General features: G+C 67.6%; 10 protein-coding genes. 6 read left to right on the top strand and 4 right to left on the bottom strand.

Annotated features, from left to right (window positions below; translation table 11 throughout):
• Window positions 1-3: 3 nt before the first annotated feature.
• Both AC07WS_RS07745 and AC07WS_RS07740 read right to left on the bottom strand, forming a co-directional pair.
• Window positions 4-1,389 carry a sensor histidine kinase gene (locus AC07WS_RS07745; RefSeq protein ID WP_494728478.1) on the bottom strand — a complete coding sequence of 462 codons (1,386 nt, stop codon included), beginning with the start codon at window positions 1,387-1,389 and terminating at the stop codon, window positions 4-6.
• Window positions 1,386-2,066, bottom strand: a complete 681-nt coding sequence (locus tag AC07WS_RS07740) for a response regulator transcription factor (RefSeq protein WP_494728477.1) — start codon at window positions 2,064-2,066, stop codon at window positions 1,386-1,388. Before AC07WS_RS07740 ends, AC07WS_RS07745 begins: the two co-directional genes overlap by 4 nt.
• A 134-nt stretch (window positions 2,067-2,200) precedes the next feature.
• Here AC07WS_RS07740 and AC07WS_RS07735 point away from each other — a divergent pair, with 134 nt between their 5' ends.
• Both AC07WS_RS07735 and AC07WS_RS07730 read left to right on the top strand, forming a co-directional pair.
• Window positions 2,201-6,718, top strand: coding sequence for a beta strand repeat-containing protein (locus AC07WS_RS07735; RefSeq protein WP_494728476.1), 4,518 nt, complete (start codon window positions 2,201-2,203; stop codon window positions 6,716-6,718).
• 341 nt (window positions 6,719-7,059) lie between these two features.
• Entirely contained in the window at window positions 7,060-7,770 is a 711-nt protein-coding gene (locus AC07WS_RS07730; RefSeq protein WP_494728475.1) for a hypothetical protein, read from the top strand.
• Window positions 7,771-7,776: 6 nt separating this feature from the next.
• On the opposite strand, the gene AC07WS_RS07725 is transcribed toward AC07WS_RS07730, so the two are convergent.
• Both AC07WS_RS07725 and dgoD read right to left on the bottom strand, forming a co-directional pair.
• Entirely contained in the window at window positions 7,777-10,296 is a 2,520-nt protein-coding gene (locus AC07WS_RS07725) for a beta-galactosidase (protein WP_494728474.1), read from the bottom strand.
• Window positions 10,297-10,301: 5 nt separating this feature from the next.
• Window positions 10,302-11,450 (bottom strand): galactonate dehydratase, encoded by a 1,149-nt coding sequence (dgoD, locus tag AC07WS_RS07720; RefSeq protein ID WP_494728473.1) that lies wholly within the window; start codon window positions 11,448-11,450, stop codon window positions 10,302-10,304.
• Window positions 11,451-11,672: 222 nt separating this feature from the next.
• Here dgoD and AC07WS_RS07715 point away from each other — a divergent pair, with 222 nt between their 5' ends.
• The 4 genes from AC07WS_RS07715 to galA all read left to right on the top strand — a co-directional run bounded on the left by AC07WS_RS07715 (window position 11,673) and on the right by galA (window position 19,263).
• Complete coding sequence (locus tag AC07WS_RS07715; RefSeq protein ID WP_494728472.1) at window positions 11,673-12,605, top strand: SMP-30/gluconolactonase/LRE family protein; 933 nt, start codon at window positions 11,673-11,675, stop codon at window positions 12,603-12,605.
• Window positions 12,606-12,653: 48 nt separating this feature from the next.
• A complete protein-coding gene (locus AC07WS_RS07710) occupies window positions 12,654-13,616 on the top strand; it encodes a LysR substrate-binding domain-containing protein (RefSeq protein ID WP_494728471.1) in 963 nt (320 codons plus the stop codon).
• A 140-nt stretch (window positions 13,617-13,756) separates the two neighbouring features.
• Window positions 13,757-16,345 (top strand): TonB-dependent receptor, encoded by a 2,589-nt coding sequence (locus tag AC07WS_RS07705; protein WP_494728470.1) that lies wholly within the window; start codon window positions 13,757-13,759, stop codon window positions 16,343-16,345.
• 74 nt (window positions 16,346-16,419) lie between these two features.
• Entirely contained in the window at window positions 16,420-19,263 is a 2,844-nt protein-coding gene (galA, locus tag AC07WS_RS07700; protein WP_494728469.1) for a beta-galactosidase GalA, read from the top strand.
• Window positions 19,264-19,285: the final 22 nt, after the last annotated feature.

Here is a 19,285-nt window from a genome sequence, read left to right as displayed (position 1 = left end):
CGCTCAGGCGGCCGGCAGCGTCAGGCGGAAGCGCACCTGGCCGGGATTGGCGTCGGCCAGCATCAGGCTGCCGCCGTGGGCCACGGCGATGTCGCGCGCCAGCGACAGGCCCAGGCCGACGCCCGGCACGCGCCGCTGGTGCGACTGGTCGGCGCGGTAGAAGCGGTCGAACAGCCGGTGCCGGTGCTCGGGCGCGATGCCGTCCGAGGCGTTGCTGACGTCGATGCGCCATTGCTCGCCCTTGCGCCGCGCCGTCAGCGCGATCCAGCCGCCCGGCTGGCCGTACTTGACGGCGTTGCTGACCAGGTTTTGCAGCACCTGGCGCAGCAGCTCGGCGTCGCCGCGCACCGCGATGTGGTCGGGCAGCTCCAGCCGCACCGGCCGCGCGTCGTCCAGCAGGCCGATGTCCTCGGCCAGCTCGTCCAACGCCGGGCGCAGGTCCAGCGGACACATGGGGATGGCCAGCTGGCCGGCGTCGGCCCGCGCCAGCAGCAGCAATTTGCGCACGATGCTGTCGAGCCGGCGCACCTCGTCGAGCATATTGGCCAGGCCCTCCTCCAGCACCGGGTCGGCGCCGGCGCGCGCGAAGCTGCGTTCGAGCTCGCCCTGCAGGATGGTCAGCGGCGTTTTCAATTCGTGCGCGGCGTCGCCGGAGAAGCGCGCCGCCTGCAGGAAGCTGCGCTGCAGCCGGTCCAGCATGCCGTTGAACACGCTCACCATCTGGGCGAACTCCAGGTCCTCCTCGGCGGCCGAGACGCGCCGGTCCAGCTCGCTCGCGGTGAGCCGCACCATGACCCCGGTCAGGTGCTCCACCGGCCGCATCGCGCGTCCGGCCAGATACCAGGCCAGCGCGCCCATGGCCACGGCCAGCACGCCGATGGCGGCCGCGAAGCGCACCAGGCTGGCGCGCACCTGGGCGTCCGACAGGCTGCGGTTGACCGCCACCCAGATCGTCACCGGGCCGTGCGTGACGCTGCCGACCCGCCAGCTCTGGCCGGCGCCTTCGACGGTGCGCAGGCCGGGGCCGCGCGGCGGGGCGGCGTCGCCGAGGATGCGTTGCCAGGCCGGGCTGCGGTACTGCGTGCCCCGGCCGGCGTCGTCCACCCGCAGCAGGGCGTAGGTTTCCGGGCCGATGTCGGGCGGGGCGAAGCCGCCGAAGCTGGCGTTGAGCTGGGCGTCGGTGGCCGGCCACAGCGCGGCCGGCGTGGCCTGGAAGCCGGGGCCGGCCAGGTGGGCCGACAGCATGTGGTCGATGATGGCGGCGCGCCGCTGGACGATGGTGTAGCTGGCCATGAGGTACAGCAGCACGATGGCGGCCAGCGCGGTCAGCGTCGAGCCGAGGGCGATGCGCAGCCGGAACGAGCGCAGGCGCGGCCAGCGCGCCCTCACGCCGCGCCGTCCGGCTGGCGCAGGCGGTAGCCGACGCCGCGCACGGCCTCGATGGCCACGCTGTCGGGCAGGTCCAGCTTCTTGCGCAGGCGCTGGATGCACACGTCCACCATATTGGTCTGCGGCTCGAAGTCGTAGCCCCACACATGCTCCAGGATCTGGGTGCGGGTGTAGACCCGGCCCGGCGAGCGCAGCAGGTATTCCAGCAGGTTGAACTCGCGCCCGGTCAGTTCGACGGCGCGGCCCGCGACGTCGGCCACCCGGCTCAGGCGGTCCAGCCGCAGCGGGCCCAGGGTCAGCACGCTCTGCCGCTCGCCGCTGACGCGCCGCAGCAGCGCGTGGATGCGGGCCACCAACTCCTCCACGTAGAAGGGCTTGGCCAGGTAGTCGTCCGCGCCCAGGTTCAGGCCCTGCAGGCGGTCGTCCAGCTCGTTGCGCGCGGTCAGCAGGATCACCGGCACGTTGCGTCCCTCGCGCCGCATGGCCTTGAGGATGGACAGGCCGTCGCGGCCCGGCACCATCACGTCCAGCAGCACCACGTCGTAGTCGCGCGCGAGCGCGTAGTCATAGCCGAGGTTGCCATCTTCGCAATGGTCGACCAAAAAGCCGTGCTCGCGCAGGCCGGCGCACACGAAACTGGCGATGCGTTGTTCATCTTCTACTAAAAGCGCTTTCATGGAGGCATTGTCGGCGCTGGCCCGGCCGCCGTCAATCGCGGCGTTCGATTACAACTTTGTAATCGTTGTGTTTGCCATCCTGTCATTTTCCCTTGATTTAATGCAAGCGTACCAAACCATAACAAGGGGTAAAGATGAGTATCGGCAGCTGGTTCAAGAAACACGTAGAGAAACCCATCGTCAGCGTGGTCGACAAGGTGGGCGACACCATCAAGGACATCGGCGGCGACCTGAACGGCATCGGCGATGCCTTCGACGCGGTCGGCAACGACATCGCGGCGGCGGCCAAGAAGATCAGCGAACTGGGCTACACCAAGAAAAGCCTGGGCAACGGCGACAACAACTACACGGCCAGCTCGCTGGGCGCCAACATCATCCACGGCGACGGCGGCAACGACACCATCACCGTCACGGCCGGCGCCTACAACAACCTGTACGGCGACGACGGCAACGACACCATCATCGTGCGCGTGGGCGGCTACAACCGCATCGACGGCGGCAACGGCGACGACACCATCCGCGTCGACGTCGGCGTCTACAACAAGATCAGCGGCGGCGCCGGCAACGACACGGTCACCGTGGCGGCCGGCGCGGCGGCCGACGTCGACCTGGGCGACGGCAACAACAGCCTGTCGATCAACAGCGCCTACAACGAGATCACCGCCGGCAACGGCAACGACCGGGTGACGGCCAACGGCGGCTGGAACAAGATCGACGTCGACGGCGGCGACAACACCATCACCGCCAACGGCGGCGCCAACACCATCAGCACCGACGGCGGCAACGACAACATCACCGTCAACGGCGGCGCCAACAAGGTCAACGCGGGCGACGGCTGGAACGTCGTCAACGCCGGCGGCGCCTCCAACGTCATCAACACCGGCAAGGACGCCGACACCGTCACGGCCGACGGCGCGAGCAACGTCATCAACACCGGCGGCGGCGACGACCGCATCACCGTCAAGGCGGCCAGCAACGTGATCGACGCCGGCGAGGGTAGCAACACGGTGACGGCCGACGGCGGCAACAACCACATCACTGCCGGCGGCGGCGACGACACCATCAAGGCCAACGGCGGCGCCAACGAGGTCAAGGCCGGCAACGGCAACAACAGCGTCACGCTGAACGGCGCGGCCAACGTGCTGACCACCGGCACCGGCTGGGACACGGTGACCGCCGCCGGCGGCGCCAACGTCATCAGCACCGGCGCCGGCAACGATAAAATACAGGCCGTGGGCGGCGCCAACGTCATCAACGCCGGCAGCGGCAACGACACGGTGGTGGCGCTGGGCGGCGCCAACGGCGTCAGCGCCAGCGACGGCAAGGACAACATCGTGGCCGGCGGCGGCGCCAACGTGGTGATCGACGACGGCGGCAACAGCAACATCGTGCTGGGCGGCCTGCTCAACATCGGCTACACCGGCGGCAGCGGCAACAAGGTGGCCGCGCTGGGCGACAGCAACGCGCTGGTGAGCAACCAGGGCGGCAACACCGAGGCGGCGGTCGGCGTCAACAACGTGCTGCTGGCCAACGGCAGCGGCAACACGCTGGTCGGCGTGGGCGGCGCCAACCTGGTGGCCACCACCGTCGGCGGCGACACCGTGGTGGCGCTGGGCGGCACCAACGTGGTGCTGACCGAGCTGGGCGGCATGGTCAAGGCCGCCACCGGCGGGCTGGCCAAGGTCTTGGCCGACGCCATGCCGAGCAAGGCGGCCGCCACCGCCATCAGCAACGCCAGCGCCAAGCTGGCCGCCGGCATCAACAGCGGCTCCGGCAACGACGTGGTGGTGGCCGTGGGCGGCAACAACGTCGTCTACACCGGCGCCGGCAAGGACGTGGTCACGGCGGCCGGCGGCAACAACATCGTGCTGGCCAACGGCGGCGACAACGTCACCACCGCGCTGGGCGGCAACAACATCGTCGTCAACACGGCCGGCAACAACGTGGTGACGGCGGCCGGCTCGGTCAACGTCATCGTCACCGGCATCGGCGACGGCCTGGCCGACGTCACGGCCAAGCTGGGCAGCGCGGCCGGCGGCGCCACCAAGGCCGTAGCCGCCTTCATCGGCAGCAACGTCGCGCATGGCGACGGCAACGACGTGGTCAGCGCCATCGGCTCGACCAACGTGGTCTACACCGGCGGCGGCAACGACGTGGTGACCGGCATCGGCGCCAACAACGTGGTGTGGAGCGGCAGCGGCAACGACACGGTCAGCGTGTTCGGCGCGCGCAACGTGGTGTGGGGCGACGCCGGCGCGGACACGGTGACCGCCGTGGGCGCCAACAACCTGCTGGCCACCGGCAACTACGCGGAGACCGCCGCCACCGCCGTCGGCCTGGTCGACTCGATCGCCGCCGGCGTGGCCGCCACCGACCTGGTGGCCAAGGCCGGCCTGTCGGGCGCGGCGTCCAGCCAGAGCGGCCACGACGTGATGACCGCGTTCGGCAAGAACAATGTGCTGATCGGCGGCAGCGCCGACACCGTGGCCACCGCGCTGGGCGTCAACAACCTGGTCGCCACCGGCGCCGGCAACGACGTCGTCAGCGCCATCGGCAGCAAGTCCGGCATCGTCACCGGCGCCGGCAACGACGTCGTCACCGTGGTCGGCACCTACAACGTGGTGTCGGCCGGCGAGGGCAACAACGTCGTCACCGCGCTGGGCAAGGGCAACCTGATCGAGGGCGGCGGCGGCGACGACGTGCTGACCGCGCTGGCCTTCGGCACGGCGGCCAAGTCGGTCAACGTCAACGGCAACCTGATCGTGGCCGGCGACGGCAACAACGTCGAGACCGTGGTCGGCAAGGACAACGGCGTGATCGGCGGCAGCGGCAAGGACACGCTGGTGATGGTCAGCTACGGCGGCGGCAACACCAGCACCACCACCAACGAGGCCGAGGGCACGAACCAGACCACCACCAGCACCACCAAGGGCAGCACCCAGCTCAACGTGGCCTGGACCGGCGCCGGCAACGACACGGCCGTGGTCTACGGCGACCACAACGTGGTGCTGTCGGACTCGGGCGACGACTTCCTGGTCGTGCTCAACGCCGGCAGCAAGCTGAGCTACTCCAGCACGACCACCGAGGCGGTGGAAGGCTCGGACAAGGCACAGACCACCGACTCGACCAAGGTCAGCCTCGACACCGGCATGAACTTCGTGCACGCCGGCGACGGCAACGACACCCTGATCCTGGCCGGCACCACCACCATCGGCATGGGCGGCAACGGCAACGACCTGATCGTCTCGTCCGGGCAGAACAACATCGCCCTGGGCGGCGCCGGCAACGACACCATCATCGGCCTGGCCGAGATCACCGTGTTCAACGCGGCCGAAGCCATCGTCGAGAACGACTACGAGTCGGCCGGCGACTGGGTGGGCGCGGCCATGAACGCCAACTTCATCCGCTCGCAGTACGGCGCGCTGTCCAAGGGCGAGCTGGGCAAGCTCAACCTGGTGGGCAATGTGATCATGGGCGGTGACGGCGACGACACCATCTTCGCCACCAACGCCGGCACCTATGTCGGCGGCGGCAACGGCAACGACACCATGATGGGCCTGGGCTGGGGCGTGATCGACCACCTGCTGGTGGGCAAGGCCAACGCGCTCAACGCGGCCTGGAGCGACGCCGGCAAGGGCTTCGACGCCATCACCAAGTACCTGAACACCACCTTCACGGACGAGATCAGCAAGGGCTGGGCCGGCGTGGCCGACAGCATCAAGGCCGAGCTGGCCAAGGCCACCGCCAGCGGCGGCAAGCTGGCCGACAGCCTCAACGCGGCCGGCAACGACGCGCTGGCCGGTCTCACCAACACGGCAGGCCTGTCGTCGTCGGGCATCGACGTGGCCACGCCGCTCAAGTCCGCGCTCGACAGCGGCAAGAGCGGCCTGACCACGGCGGTGAACGGCATCAGCAGCGGCGTCAACTACGTGGCCGACGCCGACGTGGGCACGGCCCTGGCCGACGCCACCGACTGGCTGGGCAGCGCGCTCAAGACGGCCTCCAACGCCAGCGGCGACGGCGTGAACTGGCTGGGCAAATACCTGGGCGTCGACCTGCACCTGAGCGAATTCAAGGGCGCGGACTTCTTCATCGCCGGCATGCTGGCCTATACGCTGGGCTACAAGTACGCGGGCAACAACCGCCTGTTCGGCGGCGCCGGCGACGACACCATGTACAGCGGCATGGGCAACGATGCGCTGTACGGTGGCGCTGGCAAGGACACCTATGTGATGTCCATGGGCGACGGCAAGGACACGGTGCATGAAGTGGCCGGCGGCAACGACGTGCTCAAGTTCACCGGTAACAAGTTGTTCAGCAGCGTCACCATCGCGGCCGACCACGTCAAGGCCAACATCGACGGTGCTGACCTGGTGATCAACTATGTCGACGGCGGCAAGTCCTACGCGCAGTTCACCGTGGCCGATTACGCCAAGGTCAACGTCACCGAGCTGGATCTGGTCGATGCCAGCGGCAAGCAGGTAGCGGCGATCAATATCGCCGATCTGGTGGCGCACGCCGACCAGGGCAGCAGCCCGTACGAGATGGCCGCCACGTGGACGGTCGACCGCATGCACACCTTCGCCGACTTGATCACCGCCTCCATCACCGGTGGCAGCGCGGGCGTGCAGTTGGTGGGCGTGGCAAGCTAAGTCAGCGCAGCGCCATGCAAGGCTGAAGACAGGTGGCGCAAGCCGCCGGTCTTCAGCTTTTTTTTTGCCCGCGCCGCAGGGTATGCGCAGGGCGGGGTCTATTTTTTCGGGTTTTACTAAAACGCGCTAACCATTACTACCCAATGCTAACCATCGATATTTCGTGCGGTCTCGCGCTATTTTCGGAACTAAAAAATACTAATCGCCTCTAACGAATACAGGCCGAAAAATTAGTAACGATTAGCGTTCGGCACGGCATTTTTAGTAAGCGATAGCGCTGTGTAGTAAAGGTTAGCGGTGGTTAGCAGCGCTTAGTAAAAACCGATTTTAGAGAGCCCCCCATGCCTACCTCGCCCAAGATTAAGCCCACTTATAACCTCCAATTCCCAATCCGCGTACCGGACGACGTGCTGGTCGAACTGGGCGAATTCACCGGCGATTTCTGGTCGAATTCCATGGCCCATGAGCCCCACATCATCGCGGCGATTCGCAACTACATCAACCCGAAGCCGCCAGCCCCGCAGCAGCCGGCCGCGACAACCGAGGCCGGATACCAATGGAAGCAGGTCTTTCTTCCCGAGGGCACAAGGCTGCGCGCCAGCTTCGGCAGCCAGCCCTATTTCGCCACGGTGGTGGGAACGGAAATCCAATATGAAGGGCACACGGTATCGCCATCGTGCTTCGCGAACCTGCACGGCAGCGGCAACCGCAACGCATGGAAAGCCGTGTGGCTGCGCCTCCCCGGCAGCAACGAATGGCTGCTGGCCGACGTCTGCCGCTCGGCGCGGAAAGCCGCGATAGCGCGCCTGCACGAGGGCGGCGAGTTGGCGAACAGCCGCCCGGCCGAAAGCGAACCCACGCCGGCTTCGCCGCAGCCGCCAGCGCGTCACCCCGCAATGAGCCAAGCCGCGGCGAGTCAATCCGGGCCGCGACCGGGCGTGCGGCCAAGCAGCGCGCCGGCGACGCACGGAAATGGCGACCAACACAAAACGGGCTCTGGAAAAGCCACCCGCCGCAGGAGGCGGCGGGCGGCGAAGCATGCTCACTCGTGACGTTGCTTACGGCGTCACGCGCAGCTGATACACGGGTATCAAGCTGACGCCGCGCATGGTGGCGATTTGAGGCTGGCCCGCAAAGTCGGGCCGCGCCTCTTTGGGCAGGTAGATGGGCGCATCGGCGCGCAGCGGCAGCACCGATACCGTCAGCGGCTGGTCGAGCAGAGCGCTGGCCTGGCGCAAACCGAACTGCCATTGATAGCCGCTGTAGTACCAGTCGTCCAGCATGCGCGTGCCGGAGTACAGGCGGCCGATGTCGCCGACGAAGTCGATTTGCAGCAGCGCGTCATCCAGCCCGCGCAACTGCTCGCGTGGCACATTGATCTGCCACGCGCCCGCCGCCCTGAAGTTTTCGGGCAGCGGCTGCACGGCGGCTTTCGCGCCGCCGCCGATGACGACGGGCGCCGCCTCCTGCGCCGCGCGCGTCTGCGTCACGCTGGCTTTCAAATCGCGACCAGGAAGTTCCGCCTCGAAGGCCTGGAAGATGCCGTCGTTGCCCGCAGCGCGCAGCTCGACCTTCGTGTTGGAGGCAGTCGCGGCGCCGGTCCACGCTTTGGCCGAGGTGCTGGCTGTCGGTTGGCCGCTCAACGCAGGATAGACGGCGAAGCGGAACTTGTTGCTGCCCGCCGAACGCATTTGCAGCGCGCCGTCTGCGACATAGGTCTGCTGGCCGCTCAGGATCAGGCGGCGCTGGCCGCCCAGTTCCGCCACGCTCAGTTGCTGCGATTGTTCCGCCGTCAGCACGACGACGGTCAACGGCCGCTTGCCTTCGCGCTGCACGGTCAGCGCCGCGCCCGCGCCGGGCCGCACGCCGCTCACCAGCGCGCGGCCGTCGGCCAGAGCGACTTGCGCGCCGCCGTTGGCATGAAGCTGCGCCGCGAGTGCCGCGTCGAACGCCAGCTCCACCGGCACGCCCGCGCTGGCGCCGAACACGGCCACCACGCCGGCCTTGCCCTGGTCGAGCAGGGCCAAAGGCTGCGCCGTCGCGTAGGCGAGGTTGACGCCATCGAGATCAAGGTTCAGCGGCCAGATGAAGTAAGCGCCATCGGCGATATCGACCGGCGCACCAGGCAGCGTGATCGTCTGCCCCGGCAGCTTGACCGAAAACTGCGTGGCCCGCTGCGCCGCCATCGGATACTGGCGCACATGATTGTTCACGAACAGGAAACCGCGATCGCCGTCGCTGCGCACCGCGAAGCGCGCCGTCTTCAAATCGTCCGGCGTGGCCGGCGACGCATCCGGTTTGCGCACCGTCATCGGCGCCAGCCGCGAACCGAAATCGTGCAGGAACAGATGGAAGGGCCGCAGCTTCTCCAGCACCTTGCGCTGCTGGCCGTCCGGCCCGAGCGGCGCCTGGAAGTCGTAGCTGATCATGGTGGTGTCGTTGTAGCCGCCGTTGAGAGTACTCTCCTCCATCGAAGTGCCGCCCAGCCCCGTCGGATTGCGGCCGCCGTGGAACATGTAGTAGCCCATCAGGTTCACGCCGGAGCCCAGCTGCACCGGCAGCATCGACGCGATATCGTCCGCCGACACCACCGTGCGGCGGCGGTACATGAACGGCAGGCCCGCGCCGTATTCAGCGCCGAGGAAAGGCGTCGCGTCCTTGTCCGTCTCCGCCGTGCCGGGCGCGTGGGCGGCGGTCTGCGCACCCAGGTCGCCGCTGACGCGGGTGTCGAAGCGGAAGGCGTAGGTCTCCTTCGGCGGCAGCTCGCTGGTGCTGGTGCCCCAGGGCTCGTCGGGATAGCCGCCGAACACCGGCGTCACTTCGCCGGTGGGATAGATGGTGCCGTCCCAGCCGGTGACGGTGTAGTAGGGCACATCCATGCCCGCCTTCAGCGCCAGCCGCTTGAGCGCTGCGATGTGCGCCGCGCCCTTGCCCGGACCATCGATGTTGTATTCGTTTTCCAGCTGGATGCCGATCACGCGGCCGCCATCCTTCCACAACTGGCCCTTGAGCTGCGCGCCGATCTGCGCGTACAGCTGCTCCACCAGCGCCATGTACTGCGGATCGTTGGAGCGGGTCGGCATGGCGTTGACCACCCAATCGGGCACGCCGCCGTAGCGCACCTCCGCATGCGCCCACGGGCCCACGCGCACCACCACATCCAGCCCGGCCTTGGCCGCCAGCTGCACGAAGCGGCGCAGATCGCGGTTGCCCCGCCAGTCGAATTTACCGGCCAGCTCCTCGTGATGGTTCCACATCACATAGCTGGCGACGATGTCGATGCCGGCCGCCTTCATCTTGCGCAGCTCCCCCTCCCACTGCGAAGCGGGCGTGCGGCTGTAGTGGAATTCGCCCATCACCGGCAGCCATGGCGCGCCGTTGCGGGTCAGGTAGCGTGCGTTGACGCCCAGCGTGTCGCCATTGGGCGCGACCGCGCTGCCCATGCGCAGCGCCGCCGCCTTCGGCGCGGGAGCCGCCGCGCTGGCGTCGATGGACAGGGTGTCGGCGCAGGCCACGCCGCCAGCCAGCACACCCGCGATCAGCGCCGCGCCCGAACGGCGGCGCAACAGGAAGGGCATGCCGCCTACCATTCGGCGACGCTGCCGTCCGCGTGGCGCCACACCGGATTGCGCCAGTCCGGCGCGTTGCGGCTCGCCTCGACCACGCGCGCCTCGTCCACCACCACGCCCAGGCCAGGCTTGGACAGCGGCTTCATATAGCCGTCGGTGATCAGGAAGTCTTCCTTGTTGATGACATAGTCGAGCAGCTCGCCGCCCTTGTTGTAGTGGATGCCCATGCTCTGCTCCTGCAGCACGGCGTTGTACGACACGAAGTCCACCGCCAGGCAGGCCGCCAGCGCGACGGGGCCGAGCGGGCAGTGCGGCGCCAGCGTGATGTCGTAGGCCTCCGCCATCGAGGCGATCTTCAGGCATTCGGTGATGCCGCCCGCGTGCGACAGGTCCGGCTGCACGATCGACAGGCCGCCGGCGTGGAACACGTTCTTGAATTCGAAGCGCGAGTACATGCGCTCACCGGCGGCCAGCGGAATCGAGGTGGCGGCGGCCAGGCGCGGATAGTATTCCGCCTGCTCGGCCAGCACCGGCTCCTCGACGAACAGCGGGCGATACGGCTCCAGCTCGCGCAGCAGCACCTTGGCCATCGGCGCGGCCACGCGGCCGTGGAAGTCCAGGCCGAATTCGATGCTGTTGCCGAAGGCGGCGCGGATCTCGGCCACCCGCTCGACCGCCTTGTCGACGGCGGCGGCGGTGTCGAGCATGCCCAGTTCCTCGGTGGCGTTCATCTTGAACGTATCGAAGCCGCCTTCGCGCAGCTTGCGGATATGCTCGATGATGTCGGAAGGGCGGTCGCCGCCCACCCAGCTGTACATCTTCATTCGGTCGCGTACCAGGCCGCCCAGCAGCTCGTAGACCGGCTTGCCCAGCACCTTGCCCTTGATGTCCCACAGCGCCTGGTCGATGCCGGCGATGGCGCTCATCGTGATCGCGCCGCCGCGATAGAAGCCGGCGCGGTACATGGTCTGCCACAGGTCGTTGATGCGGGCCGGGTCCTGGCCGATCAGGTACGGTTCCATTTCCTGCACCGCCGTCTCCACGGTGCGCGCGCGGCCTTCGATGACCGGTTCGCCCCAACCAACGACGCCTTCATCGGTTTCGATCTTGAGCAGCATCCAGCGCGGTGGTACACGGTAGGTCGTCAGTTTGATGATTTTCATAGGAGAGTGAGGGTAAGTTCAGGAACAGTGCTCAGTCTAAGCCTGCCCGCTAGACTGGAAATATGATTAATTCGTAAGTAGGCATATCATTATCGGATAGCTTCCCCGGCGCCGCCCAGCTATCCGATATCGGCATGCCAGGCGCCGATTTATTCATATCTGCGGGGGAGGCGGGCCGCTTAGACTGGCGCGGTCCCGTCACCTTTGTGGAGTCCCCGCAGCATGAGCCAACTCAGTACGCCCACCGCCCCCACGTCCGGCATCCTGCTGGCGCTCGCCGGCCAGGCCGGATGCGCGCTGCGCTGGGACGCGCAGGCCGGCTGCTGGCGCTGGCCGGACCCGCTGGGCGGCCAGCTGTACGCCTGGCCGCAGCGCAACGGCATGCCGGCCGGCGCGCGCCTGCTGGAAAGCGCCGGCGTGATCGCCTGCTGCCGCTCGGGGCGCATGCTGCTTGGCCAGGGCAAGCGTCTCGGCCTGGTGGAGCTGGCGCCCGCCGGCGCCCCCGGTTCGTCCGGCCGCCCGCTGCAGGCGCAGGTGCTGGCCACCATCGACGCCGCCGAGGCGCGCACCGTCATCAGCGACGGCGCCACCGACCGCCACGGCAATTTCGTCTTCGGCACCGCCAACACCGGCGCCGACCAGCGCCCCATCGGCAGCTTCTATCAATACTCGGCGCGCCACGGGCTGCGCCGCCTGGCCCTGCCGGTGGTGGTCACGGCGCGCAGCATCGCCTTCAGCGTCGACGGCGCCCGCATGTATTTCGCCGACGCCGTCCGGGGCGCCATCATGCAGTGCGCCTACGACGCCGAACGCGCCAAGGTGGGCGAGGTGCGCGAGTTCGCGCAGGCGCCCGCGCGCGGCGCGGCCACCATCGACAGCGCCGGCATGCTGTGGAGCGTGCAGGGCGGGGCGCTGGCGCAGTACGGCGCCGACGGCCAGCCGCGCCGCCGCATCGCGCTGGAGCAGGAGGACCCGGCCGGCATGGCCTTCGGCGGCGCCGAAATGCGGCAGCTGCTGCTGCTCGGCGTGCGCGGCGGCCTGTATGGCCTGCCGCCCGCCGTGGCCGAGAACCTGGCGCCGGGCGTGACCGACACCCCCTTCGACGACGGCCCGGCCGCCGTCGCCGATTCCCAACGACCGCGCCATGGTGATTGACGCTGTCACAGCGCGCCCTTATGATGGGCGATCCAGAAAATCACCCCTATGACCGATTCAAGCTCCGACCGCTTCGTCCGCTCCCACCTGAAAACCCGCCATTTGGTGCTGCTGGTCGAATTGGGCCGGCACGGATCGATTGCGCACGCGGCGCAGGCGGCCAACCTCACCCAGCCCGGCGCGTCCAAATTATTGGGCGAGCTGGAACACGCGCTGGGCGTGCAGTTGTTCGAGCGCCTGTCGCGCGGCGTCGCCCCCACCTGGTACGGCAAAGTGCTGATCCGCCGCGCCGGCGCCGCGCTGGCCGAGATGGACGCGGCCCACCAGGAGGTGATGGAACTGCTGTCAGGCCTGCGCGGGCGGGTGGGCATCGGCACCGTGCTGGCGCCGGCCACCGGCCTGGTGCCGAAGGCGATCAACCTGCTCAAGGCGCGCCACGCGCGGGTGCACGTCGCGGTCAGCATGTCCACCAGCAAAGCGCTGGTGGAGCGCCTGCGCGGCGGCGAGCTCGATCTGGTGGTCGGCCGCATCCTCGACACGGCCGCCGCCGACGAACTCAATTTCGAACCGCTGACCGACGAGCCGCACCTGCTGATCGCGCGCGCCGGCCACCCGCTGGCCGGCCGCGCCGACCTGCGCCTGGAAGACCTGATGGCGCAGTGCTGGATACTGCCGCCGGCCGGCAGCATCCTGCGCGACCGCCTGACCGCGCTGTTCCTCTCGCACGGCCTGGAGCAGCCGGCGGAAACCGTCGAGACGCTCGACCTGCCGGTGGTCGCCAGTCTCCTGATGAGCAACGACATGATCGTCGCGCTGCCGTCCGACGCCGTGCAGCCCTACCTGGAGGCGGGCCTGATGACGATACTGCCGTTCGACCTGGGCGTGAGCATGGACTCCTTCGGCATTGTGACGCGCAAGCGACACCAGCTCTCGCCCGGCGCCGAGGCCATGCTGCTGGCGCTGCGCGACGCCGCCGCCAGCATCTACCCTCACTATCGCCCGCCCGCGTAAGCTTCCTCAGGCTTGATATACGAACTTCGTATGGCCCGCACTTAATAAGCTATTGGAAGTGCTTCTTTCGTTTCGCTAGCATCCAGTTATTCGTCCGAGTGGTAACCAGAGACGAAACCTATACAACACTGGAGATGCACATGAAGCACAAGAAAATGAGCTGGCTGATCGCCACGCTCTTCACGTCCCCGCTGCTGGTCCAACAAGCGTTAGCCCAGGAAGCCGCAACCGATATCCAGCAAGTGAACGTGACCGGCATCCGCGCCTCGGTGCGCAACGCGCTCGCCGCCAAGGAAGCCTCGAACAGCATCGTGGAAGTCATTTCGTCGGAAGACATCGGCAAGCTGCCCGACACCACCATCGCCGAATCGCTGGCGCGCCTGCCGGGCATGTCGTCCGGCCTCGATCGCGGCAACGCCAGCCAGATCGTCGCGCGCGGCATGGGCCCGCGCTTCATCGGCGCCACCTTGAACGGCCGCGAGCTGGCCTCGTCGGAGCCCAACCGCGCCGTGCGTTTCGAGCAGTTCCCGTCGGAGTCGCTGAGCGGCGCCACCATCTACAAGACGCAGAACGCCGAACTGGCCGAAGGCGGCATCGCCACCAGCATCGACCTGCAGACCGTCTCGCCGCTGAAGTACTCGGGCCGCCAGGTGTCGCTCAAGGCGGACGCGCTGTACTACGCGCTGGCCAAGGACATCGGCGGCGCCGACAAGACCGCGCCGCGCCTCGGCGGCGTCTACATCGACCAGTTCAACAACAAGACGCTGGGCGTGGCGCTGGCCTTCAGCTACCAGGACCAGCCTTCGCTGCAGAAGAACGTGCGCCACTGGGGCTTCAACGAAGACCACTCGGCGGACCTGAACGGCGACGGCAAGGTGGACAAGACACCGTGGGGCTTCCAGGATGAGGTCAAGCGCGGCAAGGACAAGCGTACCAGCCTGCTGGGCAAGGTCGAATGGAAGCCGACCAAGGACGCGCTGATCACCGCCGACAGCTACTACGCCAAGGCCGCGATCCGCGAGCCGGGCCTGCAGCACTGGACCGGCGACCTGGGTAACTGGGACGGCTACGAGTCGGGCAACTTCAGCAACCTCGATATCCGCAACGGCTACGTCGCCGGCGGCACGCTCAAGAACGTCGGCGTGGTCACCAACGACTACCTGTGGATACAGGACACCAGCGTCGCCGCCAGCGGCATCAACGGCAAGTTCAACGTCGGCGACTGGAAGGTGGAGAGCGACCTGTCCTCCTCGCACGCGATGCGCAGCAGCCAGTGGCGCGACGTGCGCCAGTTCTCGAACAACCCGACCACCATCAGCTGGGACTTCACCGGCAACGAGCATCAGAGCTACAACTTCGGCATGGACACCGGCAACCCCGCCAACTTCGGCGCGGCCAGCCTGTACGTCGACACCGACGGCCATATCAAGGATCTGCTGAACGCGGTGAGCCTGAGCGCCGCGCGTCCGATCGAGGGCGGCATCATCAGCCGCCTGAAGGTGGGCCTGCGCGCCACCGACCGCGAGAAGAGCTATCGCCAGACCACCTGGCAGCTCGACGCCAGGACGATACCCGCGTCGGACTTCGAGACCGTCAACGTCAGCGGCTTCCCGTCGTACATCGCGCTGAAGGACTTCGGCGCCTCCACCTCCGCCGCCTTCGGCCCGGACGCCTTCAACCCGAACGGCCGCCCGCAGACGCAGAACGATCTGCTGTCCGGCTGGAAGGTCAAGGAGCGCAGCACCTCGGCCTTCGTGCAGGGTGACCTGGACGGCGTAGCCTTCGGCAAGACCTATCGCGGCAACGTCGGCGTGCGCCTGGTGCACACCACGCAGACCGGCTACGGCATGCAGTCGCTCAACGGCGCGGCGCCGACTGCGGTCGAAGGCGGCACGTCCTACAACGAGATCCTGCCCAGCCTTAACCTGATCTTCAACATGGACGAGGCGCAGGAGCGCCAGGTGCGCTTCAGCGTGGCGCGCGCCATGTCGCGGGCGCCGCTGGACGAGATGCGCGCCTCGCGCAACCTGAACGTGGTGGCCGACTCCACCCAGCCGGTCACCGGCAGCGCCGGCAATCCGGAACTGAAGCCGATGATGGCCAACCAGGTCGACCTGGCCTACCAGTGGTACTTCGGCAAAGGCTCGCTGCTGTCGGCCGGCGCGTTCTACAAAAAGGTCTCGCGCTACATCGCCATCACCAGCGACGCCACCACCGTCAACGGCCGTCCGGCCACCATCACCCGTTCGGTCAACGGCGACGGCGGCGACATCCGCGGCGTGGAGCTGGTGTACCAGCAGGCCTTCACCGCGCTGCCGGCGCCGTTCGACGGCCTGGGCATCGCCAGCAACTACGCCTACACCACCAGCAACATCCACGAGAAGACGCCGAGCGTGAATCCCTATCCGATCGAGGGTCTGATGAAGAGCAACGGCGGCGTGACGCTGTGGTACGAGAAGGCCGGCTACGAGGCGCGCATCTCGGCCAACTACCACAGTGCCTTCGTGCGTAATCCAACCTGGGGCGCCGGCCAGTTGATCATGAACGAAGCCGAAACCTATCTGACGCTGAACCTGGCCAAGCAGCTGACGCCGAACGTGCAACTGCGCTTCGGCATCGACAACCTGACCAACCAGAAGGCCGTCTACACCAGCGCGAACATCCCGGTACAGCAGGAGGTCACCGAATTCGGCCGCCGCTTCAACCTGGGCCTGTCGTTCAAGCTGTAATCTGTTTTTGTCGTGGCTTTGACGGGGCGGCGCGTGATGGCGCTGCTCCGTTTTTTTCATCAAGGGGACGCAAATTGAAATCGACCATATTCAACTGGCGGCGGCTGTGCTTCGCCGTTCTGCTGCTGGCGGCCTGCGTGGCCGCGCAGGCCGCAACGATGGGCCGCGAGCGCCTGTCGCTCGACCGCGGCTGGCTGTTCCACCTGGGCGACATCGTCCAGCCGCCGATCAAGGGAAGCGACGAATCCTACGACAACGCCAAGGCGGGCAACGCCGCCGGCGCGGCAGGCACCGAATACGACGATTCCGGTTGGCGCCACCTGGACCTGCCGCATGACTGGGCGGTCGAAGGCCCGTTCGACCCCAACGCCAACATCGCGCAGGGCTATCGCCCGCGCGGCGTCGGCTGGTACCGGCGCTATCTGCGCGTGGAAGCGGCCGACCGCGGCCGCCATTTTGAACTGCAGCTCGACGCCATCGCCACCCACGCCACCGTGTGGGTGAACGGGAACGTGGTGAACCGCAACTGGTCCGGCTATAACTCCAGCTATATCGACATCACTCCCTACCTGCGCTATGGCGACGCGATGAACACCATCGCCATCCGCGCCGACGCCGAGGCCATGGAAGGCTGGTGGTACGAGGGGGCGGGCATGTACCGCCATGCGTGGCTGGTCAAGCGCGATCCGGTGCACGTCGTCACCGACGGCGTGCACGCCACGCCGCGCCTGGGCAAGAACAATCAGTGGACCATTCCGGTCGAGGTCACGCTGAACAACAGCGGCAAGCAGGCCAGCGGCGTGACGGTGGAAGTGTCGGTGTTCGACCCGGCCGGCAAGCAGGTGGCGCGCCAGAGCGCCGCCGCCCGCATCGGCGTGTTGGAAACGGGCACGGTGAAGGTGCCGGTGGCCGTCGACCATCCGGCCCTGTGGTCGCTGGAGAAGACCAATCTGTATCGCGTGACCACGCGCGTTCTGCAGGATGGCAAGGCGCTCGATGAAGTGTCGCTGCATACCGGCTTCCGCACCATCCGCTTCGACGCGGCGCAGGGCTTCTTCCTCAACGGTGTGCATGTGAAGCTGCAGGGCGTGTGCATCCACCAGGACCATGCGGGTGTCGGCGTGGCCGTGCCGGATTCGGTGTGGGAGTACCGCCTGCGCCGGCTCAAGGAGCTGGGCGTGAACGCGATCCGCTTCTCGCACAACGCGCCGGCGGCCGAGGTGCTGGACCTGGTGGACCGCATGGGCTTTGTCGTCATGGACGAGAACCGCAACTTCAATCCATCGCCGGACTACATGAAGCAGTTGGAGTGGATGGTCAAGCGCGACCGCCATCATCCGGGCGTGGTCCTGTGGTCGGTGTTCAACGAGGAGCCGGAGCAGGCCACGGAAGTGGGCTATGAAATGGTGCGCCGCATGTCGGCCACGGTGAAGGCGCTGGACGACACGCGTCCGGTCACGGCGGCGATGAACGGCGGCTTCCTGACTGAGCTGAACGTGTCGCACGCGGTGGACGTGGTGGGCTCCAACTACCATGTGCCGGACTACGACCGCTATCACAAGGCCTATCCGAACAAGCCGTTCACCAGCTCCGAGGATACCTCGGCCTTCATGACGCGCGGCGAGTTCCAGACCGTGCGCGAGAAAAACCTGATCGCCAGCTACGACGACGACGCGGCCAAGTGGGGCAACACCCACCGCGACGCCTGGCAGGCGATCGCCACCCGGCCATACGTGGCGGGCGGTTTCGTCTGGACCGGCTTCGATTACCGCGGCGAGCCCACGCCCAACGAGTGGCCTTCGGTCAGCTCGGCGTTCGGTATCATGGACCTGAACGGCTTCCCGAAGAACGCCTACTACATCCATCAGGTGCAGTGGATCAAGGACCGTCCGCTGATCCACATCGCGCCGCACTGGAACTGGAGCGGCAGCGAGGGCAAGGACATCCGCGTGATGGTGATGGCCAACGTCGAGCGCGTGCAGCTGCTGCTCAACGGCCGCCTGCTGGGCGAACAGAAGGTGGACCCGTACCGCATGAACAGCTTCAACGTCGCCTACGCGCCCGGCAAGCTGGAAGCGATCGGCTACAACGGCGGCAAGGAAGTCGCACGCGCGTCGGTGGAAACGACCGGCGCAGCCGTCGCGCTGGAGCTGGTGCCCGATCGCGCGCAGCTGGCCGGCGATGGCCGCGACGCCATGCCGATCACCGTGCGCGCGCTGGACGCGCAAGGCCGCGCCGTGCCGCTGGCCGACGCGCAGGTGAGCTTCGCGGTGACGGGCGGCGGCCGCTCCATCGGCCACGGCAACGGCGACCCCAATTCGCACGAGGACGAGAAGGGCGCCACACGCCGCCTGTTCAACGGCCTGGCGCAGCTGATCGTGCAGACCGACTACGACAGCAAGGACGCGATCGGCGTGACCGCCACCGCGCCCGGCCTGGCGCCGGCGCGCATCAGCATCCCGGTCAAGCCCACGCCCGCGCAGCCTTATGTGGCGCAGGCCGAAGCGCCGCCGACCTTCGTGCGCGGCTGGCGCATCGCGCCCGACAGCGCCCAGCGTCCCGACCCGAACCAGCAGCTGGCCAGCTTCGACATGAACACCTGGGGCTGGGGATCGCCGCCGATGATCGCGCCGGCCGCCGCGAAGTATCATCTGTACCGTTCCAGCTTCACGCCGCGCAAGAACCTGGCCGACGGCAGCGGCGTGCTGCGCTTCGCCGGCGTGCGCGGCAAGGCGGAGTTCTGGCTGAACGGCCAGCTGGCCGGCAAGAAGGACAGCTACGCGCTGGAGGCGTTCGAGCTGCCGCTGCCGGCCGGCGCCGGCAAGCGCGAGATCAATGTGATCGTCGAGGCGGAGCCGGGCCAGGCCAGCGGCATCGAGGGCTATGTGAGTATTACGCCACGCTTGCTGGCAAAGTAGCAATTTTCGTCGCGACATTGAC

Source organism: Duganella sp. GW821-FHT01E12 (assembly GCF_059422325.1).
Note: the sequence above shows the minus strand (reverse complement) of the source record. Positions and strands in the feature narration are given on the sequence as shown.

Bases quoted from the DNA above. Each gene is read 5' to 3' on its own strand.
- AC07WS_RS07710 (WP_494728471.1), top strand. From the start codon at position 12,654: ATGACCGATTCAAGCTCCGACCGCTTCGTCCGCTCCCACCTGAAAACC.
- AC07WS_RS07725 (WP_494728474.1), bottom strand. From the start codon at position 10,296: ATGCCCTTCCTGTTGCGCCGCCGTTCGGGCGCGGCGCTGATCGCGGGT.
- AC07WS_RS07730 (WP_494728475.1), top strand. From the start codon at position 7,060: ATGCCTACCTCGCCCAAGATTAAGCCCACTTATAACCTCCAATTCCCA.
- AC07WS_RS07705 (WP_494728470.1), top strand. From the start codon at position 13,757: ATGAAGCACAAGAAAATGAGCTGGCTGATCGCCACGCTCTTCACGTCC.
- dgoD (WP_494728473.1), bottom strand. From the start codon at position 11,450: ATGAAAATCATCAAACTGACGACCTACCGTGTACCACCGCGCTGGATG.
- AC07WS_RS07735 (WP_494728476.1), top strand. From the start codon at position 2,201: ATGAGTATCGGCAGCTGGTTCAAGAAACACGTAGAGAAACCCATCGTC.
- AC07WS_RS07715 (WP_494728472.1), top strand. From the start codon at position 11,673: ATGAGCCAACTCAGTACGCCCACCGCCCCCACGTCCGGCATCCTGCTG.
- AC07WS_RS07740 (WP_494728477.1), bottom strand. From the start codon at position 2,066: ATGAAAGCGCTTTTAGTAGAAGATGAACAACGCATCGCCAGTTTCGTG.